We start from the raw sequence: 7737 nt of genomic DNA, 5'->3' as shown, positions 1-7737 counted from the left end.
CTTTCGCCGTAGCGGCAAACACATAGGTTGCGAGGATCGCGGCGGCGTGCCCAGCCGAAAGTTCAAGAAATATGCTCGGCAAGATACTCCATCGCGGCCTGAGCGCCGCCCTTCTTGTGCGCCACTCCGGCGCGCATCAAACCCATCTCGACACCACACAAAGTACCCATAAGCATTAGATCGTTGAAATCCCCAAGGTGTCCGATCCGAAATACGCGGTCTGCCACTTTGTTCAGACCAGTACCCAAAGACATATCGAAACTGTCTAAAATTTCCGCCCGCAGATGATCCGCGCCCTTGTTGTCCGGCATGAGAACGGCCGTCAGGCTGTTTGAACGTTCTTCTGCGTTGACGGCAAGTATCTCTAGCCCCCAGGTTTCTACCGCCAGTCGAGTTGAATTGGCGTGTCGCGCATGACGGGAAAAAACGGCTTCCAATCCCTCCTCTGCCAACATATCCAGCGCCTCGCGTAAGCCGTACAGCAGGGTCGTTGCTGGCGTATAAGGGAAAAAGCCCTTCTCATTGGGTCCGGCCATATCCCTCCAGTCCCAATACGACCTGCGGTCACCGCCTGCTTTGCACGCGGCCCAAGCCTTGTCTGAAATGGCATTGAAAGACAGTCCTGGGGGTAACATTAATCCTTTCTGCGAACCTGCCACTACAACATCAACGCCCCAAGCATCCGTTTGAAAATCAATAGAGCCCAGTGAGGAAATCGTATCAACCATCAGCAAAGCTGGATGACTTGCCGCGTCAATCGCAGCCCGCACCGCCGCGATGTCTGACGTAATACCAGTAGCCGTATCATTATGAACCACGCACACAGCTTTGATCTGGTGTCGGCTATCTGCAACAAGTTGAGCACCAATTGCATCAGCATTTGCACCCGTCCGCCAATCTCCTTGCATGAACACTGGATCAAATCCCAGCTTTGCGGCCATGTTCTTCCATAAAGTTGCAAATTGGCCGGTTTCATACATCAAAACCTTATCGCCGGGCGCCAGAACATTGACCAGCGCGGCTTCCCAGGCGCCTGTCCCCGAAGCGGGATAAATCACTACCCGGTTGCGCGTTTTGAATACGGTTTTCAGGTCGTCAAGCAGACTAAGACCAAGCTCTGCGAATTCAGGACCGCGGTGATCTATGACAGCCCGATGCATCGCTCGCAGAACACGGTCTGGGGTATTAGTTGGCCCAGGAATTTGAAGAAAATGACGTCCTGCTCGCATGTGCTGTGCCTTTAAAAGTTGCGCTTGCTTTCTACAAGGGTGAGGGTGAGGTCGGTGAAGGTCAAGTTTGAATGCCAGATTACAACAGATTGAAAAGTAGAGTTGAAGGTCAGGTTCTGACCTCTCGTTTTGATCGCGGGCGCTATGCCACAGATGCGTCGATCTACCAGATCATGCCGCGCGCAATACTCGTGCCAAAGACATGGGGGGATGTCGAAGCGGCACTGGACTTTGCAAAGTCAGAAGGCATTGCCATGTTGCCGCGCGGTGGCGGGACATCGCAATCAGGGCAAACTGTGAATGACGCGCTTGTGATCGATTTCAGTCGACATCTCAAAAAAGTTCTGAGTTATGACCCAGAGACCGGCCGGATAAAGGTACAGCCCGGGCTGGTCCTCGACGATCTGAACCGTCGATTAAAGGCGGACGGTTGGTGGTATCCGGTCGACGTATCCACCGCTTCTCGCGCCACCCTTGGCGGTATGGCGGCAAACAACTCCTGTGGCTCCCGTTCTATCCGTTACGGAAAGATGCAAGATAATGTCCGGAGCTTGGAGGCAATGCTTGCTAACGGCGATCTACGTCGATTTGAAAACGCGCGACCTGATCAACCTCTCGACGCCGATATGCTGGCGCTGGCTGCGCGCGAAAAGGCTGAAATTAAAGAACGCTTCCCATCAGTCCTCAGGCGCGTGGGCGGTTACAATATCGATGCGCTTTTGGGTGACAATCCGGATATGGCGCAGCTCTTGGTTGGCTCGGAAGGCACACTTGCGATCACCAAATCACTTGATCTGAGGCTATCTCCAATCTTGAGGACCAAAACGCTGGGCGTGTGCCATTTCCCTACATTTCATGCGGCAATGGATGCGGCCCAACACATTGTCAAACTTGGTCCCGTGGCCGTCGAGTTAGTCGATCACAATATGATCCGACTGGGCCGGGATATCGCGCAATTCCGTCCCATCGTCGACAGTTTCGTTCGCGGAGAACCCCAAGCTATCCTACTTGTCGAGTTTGCCGAAACACCGGAGGAAAACCGCCGCCGCCTAACGGCATTGGGCGATCTGATGGCTGAACTGGGCTATCGGTGGGACGATCCGGGTAAACATGAAGGCGGAGTCATAGAGGCAGAGGATCCGGCATTTCAGGCGCGCATCTGGGGTGTGCGCACGCAGGGATTGAACATCATGATGTCTATGCGGAGCGAGGGAAAACCGGTGTCCTTCGTAGAAGATTGCGCTGTCCCGCTGGACCATCTGGCAGATTTCACAAGTCGGCTGACGGATGTGTTCCACAAACACGGTACAGATGGGACTTGGTACGCCCATGCTTCGGTCGGGCTTTTGCATGTTCGGCCTGTCCTGAACCTGCGGCAAGACTTGGGCCTTCGCCAGTTGCGCGCTATTGCCGAAGAAGCGTTTGATCTTGTGGCCGCTTATAAGGGATCGCACTCGGGTGAGCACGGAGACGGCATTGTAAGGTCTGAATTTCACGAGCGAATGTACGGGCCGCGTATGGTGCGCATATTTGAGCAAATCAAGGATAGATTTGACCCAGACGGGATGCTGAACCCTGGCAAGATTGTTCGCGCGCCCAAGATGGATGACCGCAGCTTGATGCGTTGGCCCGAAGGCTACGCACAACAAAGCCTGACCACGGTATTTGACTGGTCGAACTGGCCGGATGGGTTGAGCGGCGCGGCCGAAATGTGCAACAACAATGGGGCCTGCCGCAAAAGCACGGGCGGGGTCATGTGCCCGTCATTTCGGGTTACAGGACTTGAAAAAGACCTTACGCGAGGCCGCGCAAACGTATTGCGTTTGGCGTTGACGGGGCAACTTGGGCCTGACGCTTTTGCATCAGATCAGATGGCGGACTCCATGCAATTGTGTGTAGGTTGCAAAGCCTGCAAATCTGAATGTCCGATGTCGGTTGACATGGCCAAAATGAAAACCGAGGTGCAAGCAGCGCGCATTGCCCAACACGGGCTCAGGTTACGCGACCGTATCATCGCCTATTTGCCGCGTTTGGCTCCGTTTGCGGCAAAGACAAGAACAATTGCAAACAATTTCAGTAGGTTTGCAAGTTTTGCAGGCTTTAGCAGAACCAGCCAACTGCCCAAGTTTCACGCTCCTTTCAAAGGAAAATCGGACGGTGACGTCCTGCTGTTCTCGGATACATTCAATTGCCACTTCGATCCTGAGACCTTGCACGCCGCGCAACGCGTGATCGAGCGTTCGGGGCGCAGTGTCGGTGTTCTGTCTGCCCCAGGACGAAGGCTATGTTGCGGGCGCACCTTCCTTTCAGCAGGTCTGACCGACAAAGCCATAGCTGAATTGAACCGCACGACGGAAGTTATTCGCGCCGCGTTGGAAAAGGGAAAAACCATAGTGGGGCTGGAACCATCGTGCACCCTGACGTTTCGCGATGAGGCGGTGAACCTTATTCCGAACTGGACCGAAGAAATGGGTGCGCAGATTTTGACCTTTGCCGAGTATGTAAAACAGAACCCGCCGGTAGGACTTGAATTGCCGGGCTTGCAGGTATTTGTGCATGGGCATTGTCATCAAAAAGCATTCGGTGTTGCACAAGAAACTGTAGACGTATTAAACGCTATTGAAGGCGCACAAGCACAGATGATTGACAGTTCGTGTTGCGGCATGGCCGGGCCTTTTGGGTATCAGACGGAAACAGAAGAGGTATCCCGTCAAATGGCTGAGTTGTCACTCGCTCCGGCGATCCGCGCGTCCTCGGAAAAATCGCTAATTGTCGCTGACGGATTTTCCTGCCGCTGCCAGATCAGAGATGTGACACACCGTAATGCAAACAGTCTTGCTGTTGTTCTGGATCAGGCTTTAACCCGATGATGGCAGCCATTGCCGATCTCATCCAGAATTTCGATCTGGTGCAATCCGCGCAACTGATCGCAATTTTTCTTTTCGCGGCAATCGTGAAAGGTTTCTTGGGTATTGGGCTGCCTGCTGCGTCAATGGCCTTTCTGACACTTGTCATGCCCCCAACCGAGGCGATTCCGCTGCTTTGGTTGTCTATTCTCGCAACAAACTCCCTGCAGTTCGCGCGCGCACCTAACAAATGGGACATTGCAAGAGAATACTGGCTTTTCGCTTTGGCGATCATGGTTTGTATCTTTGTGACTTCAATGTTTATTTCGGATTACCCCACCAGCCTTCTGACGGTCGCTATTGGCGTTGCCATGGTCCTTTTCTCGCTAAACCTGTTGCTTGGGATAAAATTAAGGATCGGCCCAGGGCGCGGCTGGCACCTGGGCTTTGGCGTGCTGTCAGGAACACTGGGCGGTATAAGCTCGATCTGGTCACCGACTGTAGCGATGTATCTGGTGGCGCGTGACGTCTCCAAAGAACGGTTCATCGGTACGACTGGCTTTTTATTTTTGGCTGGCGTGCTGCCACTGGGTGCCGGACAAGTGGTTGCCGGTATCCTCACTTTTCCGATGTTGCTGAAATCAGCACTCGCCCTCTGTGTAGTCCTAGTTGGCTTTCGAATTGGTGAGATGTTACGCGACCGGGTCAGCCAAGAACTGTTTCGCAAGGCGGTTCTCACGGCCTTTTTGTTAATGGGACTAAGGCTAATCGCAAACGGTCTTAGTTAAGGTCCGTAAAGCAAATCGTTCAGATAAAGCCGCTGAATTTTGCCGGATGGGCCCTTGGGCAGTTCATCCAGAATATGCACTTGTTCAGGTGCCTTGAACTTACCGACTCGTTCTTCGCAAAGTAATCGCAGTTCTTCACCCGTGGCAGTGGAAGCCTCGCTTAGACGCACCGCTGCTTCGACGCGTTCGCCATACTGGGCACACGGTCGCGCGAACGCAGCGGCTTCGACCACATCAGGGTGCTCATACAACGCCTCGTCTATTTCACGCGGCGCAATGTTTTCGCCCCCTTTGATGATCAGCTCTTTCAAACGCCCTGTTACAAACACATACCCATCGGCGTCCATGCGTCCTAAGTCACCTGTGCGAAGCCAATCCCCGTGAAACGCGGCTTTGGTGGCTTCGGGGTTCTTGAGATATTCCTTCATAACATTGGGGCCGCGGATCTGGATTTCGCCTTCGGCGCCGCGCGCACATTCGGTGCCGACATCATCGGCTATCCGTGCCTCATTACTGATCGCCTTACCTGCAGAACCGATTTTGTGAAGTTGGGGATCCAGCGGATTAACAAGGCATTGCGCAGCGGTTTCGGTCAGACCCAAAGACTCCACGATTGCAAGGCCGAAACGGTCCTGAAATCCGCGCTGGGTTTCAACAGCAAGCGCGGAGGAGGCCGAGCGGGCAAAACGGAGCCGCCTCTTGAGCACCGGACTAGGTTCGGCTTGGCCATGTAGCAGATGGCTGATGATCGTGGGAACAACTGAGAACCAAGTGATACCACCAGTCTCGGCCTGGTTCCAAAATTTGCTGGCCGAAAACCGCGACACCATGGCGAGCGATCCTCCGGACACCAGACTGCCGATAACCGACACGCACAACCCATTGATGTGATAAAATGGCAGGACGCCCATACCGCGATCCTGAGAGGATAACTCATGGGCCACGCTCACGGTCCATCCCCCTGCCAACAAGCTGGATTGTGTATGTACGACTCCCTTAGGACGACCCGTAGTGCCAGAGGTGTACATCAAAAGTGCATCATCGGATGCCTCAACTTCATGCAACGCTTCACTGGCACCGCTGGGCGTATAACGATGCAAATTGTCAGGACGCACCTTTCTGTACATTTCAATCTGGCTATCATGCACGAAAGCCACCCGGGCTTCGGAATGTTCCATCGCATAACCCAACGCGTCGGGACCCGCCGCGAGATTGAGCATGGTCGCGCGAAACCCACCATAGAGAGCCGCATATAGCGCCTTTACACCTTCCAACCCATTTGGGTGCATCACAGCAACGCTCTCACCCTTGGCTATACCCTGCGCGGTCAGATCACCCGCGACCTTTGCCGCATGCTCCCTTAACGCGGGCCAGTGCAAAACTTCGTCAGTTTCGGGAAATATGAAAGCAGTGCCACCTGCCTCGGCGCGCGCATCAAGCCAGTCGCGTACGGATCCGGCTGGCGGGGTATTCCTGTCGAACTTCATTGTCCTGCTGCATTCCAATACTCTTCGAAAATCTCCTCCAGACTTGGCTCGCGCGCCGGAATTTCGCGAATGATTTTCGTTGATTGCAGAAAGTGGCGATAGTTGACGTTTTCATTCACCGAGTTCCCGCCCCATGTCCCACACCCCATGCTGAGCGAAAACGGCATGCCGTTGGTGAATGATCCGCCCGTCGCAAAAGTGTGCGCCTGATTGACAATAACGCGGCTTGTGGGAATTGCATTGGCCAGTATCGCAGCTCGACTGTCCTCTGCCGAGTGAAGGCCGACTGAATGGCCCGCGCCCTGATACATCTGAATGGTGCGCGTGACCTCGACAGCGGTTTCGAAATCTGGCGCGCGGTAAAGCGCCAGTACTCGGCTTAGCTTTTCTCCAGACAAAGGATGATCGGGGCCGATGCCGGATGTTGGAACGACGATGTATTCTGTCCCCTCGGGAACATCCAAATTCAACGCAGCGATCATCTTGTCCGCATCTTGCGCGATTACAGACCTGTTCAGATGCCCACCGGGCCATAGTTTTTCGACGATTCCTTTTTCGTCATCCACGAGCGTTCCGCCTGCCCTAGCCATAGCGGAGATAAATTCGTCATAGACCGCGTCCACGACGACGACGGCATTCTCTGATGAACAGGATGTGGCGTTGTCAAAGCATTTGGACGCGCGGATTTTCTCGGCAGCATCGGCGAGGTCTGCCGTCTCATCAACTATTACGGTGACATTGCCTGCGCCTACTGCAACTGCCGGGGTTCCGGCCGTCTGGGCGCGATGCACGTTGTTCTGGCTGCCTGTCGCGACAATCATGTCGCAAAGTTCCATTAAAGTTTGGGTTTTTTCCTTGGATCCAGGCGCAGGGATCATTTGCACAAGATCCGGGTCTTCACCGATTTTGTTGAATTCAGCGTGGACATATTGGATCAACCGTTCCGCGCAGGCGACACCCTTGGGTGACGGCGCTACGACAATCGAATTGCCGCATTTCAACGCGTTAATAATGTTATTGGCAGGTGTGGCTGCAGGGTTGGTTGAAGGTACGATCGCACCGACAACACCCTTGGCCCGGGCTATTTTGGTAATCCCCGTCGAAGGATCATCCGACATGACTCCATAAGTAACCGCCCCTTGGATATCTCGCATGAGCCCAAGGGTCTTACGGTGGTTTTTGGTGATCTTGTCCGGCACATTGCCAAGGCCCGTGGTTTTTACCGCCAGTTCGGCAAGCTCTCGATTCCGCGTCGGTTCCATGATTGCCCATGCAGCGGCTTGCGCGGCTCGATCATAACGTTCCTGAGAGCCATTTGCCTCATATCGCACCTGAGCATTACGTGACCGCTTTATGATGGTTTCAACAAGGCTTTCGCTCATGCCTG

Annotated in this window: 5 protein-coding genes; 2 read left to right on the top strand and 3 right to left on the bottom strand. The window is 54.2% G+C overall.

Annotation, left to right across the window (positions count from 1 at the left end):
- Positions 1-62: 62 nt before the first annotated feature.
- Positions 63-1229 (bottom strand): pyridoxal-phosphate-dependent aminotransferase family protein, encoded by a 1167-nt coding sequence (locus AC2FNV_RS13220; RefSeq protein WP_170604928.1) that lies wholly within the window; start codon positions 1227-1229, stop codon positions 63-65.
- Positions 1230-1300: 71 nt separating this feature from the next.
- Between AC2FNV_RS13220 and AC2FNV_RS13215 the strand changes: the two genes are divergently transcribed.
- A complete protein-coding gene (locus AC2FNV_RS13215; protein ID WP_170604926.1) occupies positions 1301-4099 on the top strand; it encodes an FAD-binding and (Fe-S)-binding domain-containing protein in 2799 nt (932 codons plus the stop codon).
- Positions 4096-4863, top strand: a complete 768-nt coding sequence (locus AC2FNV_RS13210) for a sulfite exporter TauE/SafE family protein (RefSeq protein ID WP_170473267.1) — start codon at positions 4096-4098, stop codon at positions 4861-4863. The genes AC2FNV_RS13215 and AC2FNV_RS13210 overlap by 4 nt, the downstream gene beginning before the upstream one ends.
- Here the strand turns inward: AC2FNV_RS13210 and AC2FNV_RS13205 are convergent.
- A complete protein-coding gene (locus AC2FNV_RS13205) occupies positions 4860-6350 on the bottom strand; it encodes a class I adenylate-forming enzyme family protein (RefSeq protein ID WP_170604924.1) in 1491 nt (496 codons plus the stop codon). The genes AC2FNV_RS13210 and AC2FNV_RS13205 overlap by 4 nt on opposite strands.
- A complete protein-coding gene (gene sauS, locus AC2FNV_RS13200) occupies positions 6347-7732 on the bottom strand; it encodes an acylating sulfoacetaldehyde dehydrogenase (RefSeq protein WP_170604923.1) in 1386 nt (461 codons plus the stop codon). The genes AC2FNV_RS13205 and sauS overlap by 4 nt, the downstream gene beginning before the upstream one ends.
- Positions 7733-7737: the final 5 nt, after the last annotated feature.

Source organism: Ruegeria sp. BHSA163 (assembly GCF_059613365.1).
The sequence above is the reverse complement of the archived record's forward strand: the minus strand, read 5'-3'. Positions and strand labels throughout refer to the sequence as shown.

Coding starts and splice junctions, on each gene's coding strand:
- AC2FNV_RS13215 (WP_170604926.1), top strand. CDS start 1,301: ATGCCAGATTACAACAGATTGAAAAGTAGAGTTGAAGGTCAGGTTCTG.
- AC2FNV_RS13220 (WP_170604928.1), bottom strand. CDS start 1,229: ATGCGAGCAGGACGTCATTTTCTTCAAATTCCTGGGCCAACTAATACC.
- sauS (WP_170604923.1), bottom strand. CDS start 7,732: ATGAGCGAAAGCCTTGTTGAAACCATCATAAAGCGGTCACGTAATGCT.
- AC2FNV_RS13205 (WP_170604924.1), bottom strand. CDS start 6,350: ATGAAGTTCGACAGGAATACCCCGCCAGCCGGATCCGTACGCGACTGG.
- AC2FNV_RS13210 (WP_170473267.1), top strand. CDS start 4,096: ATGATGGCAGCCATTGCCGATCTCATCCAGAATTTCGATCTGGTGCAA.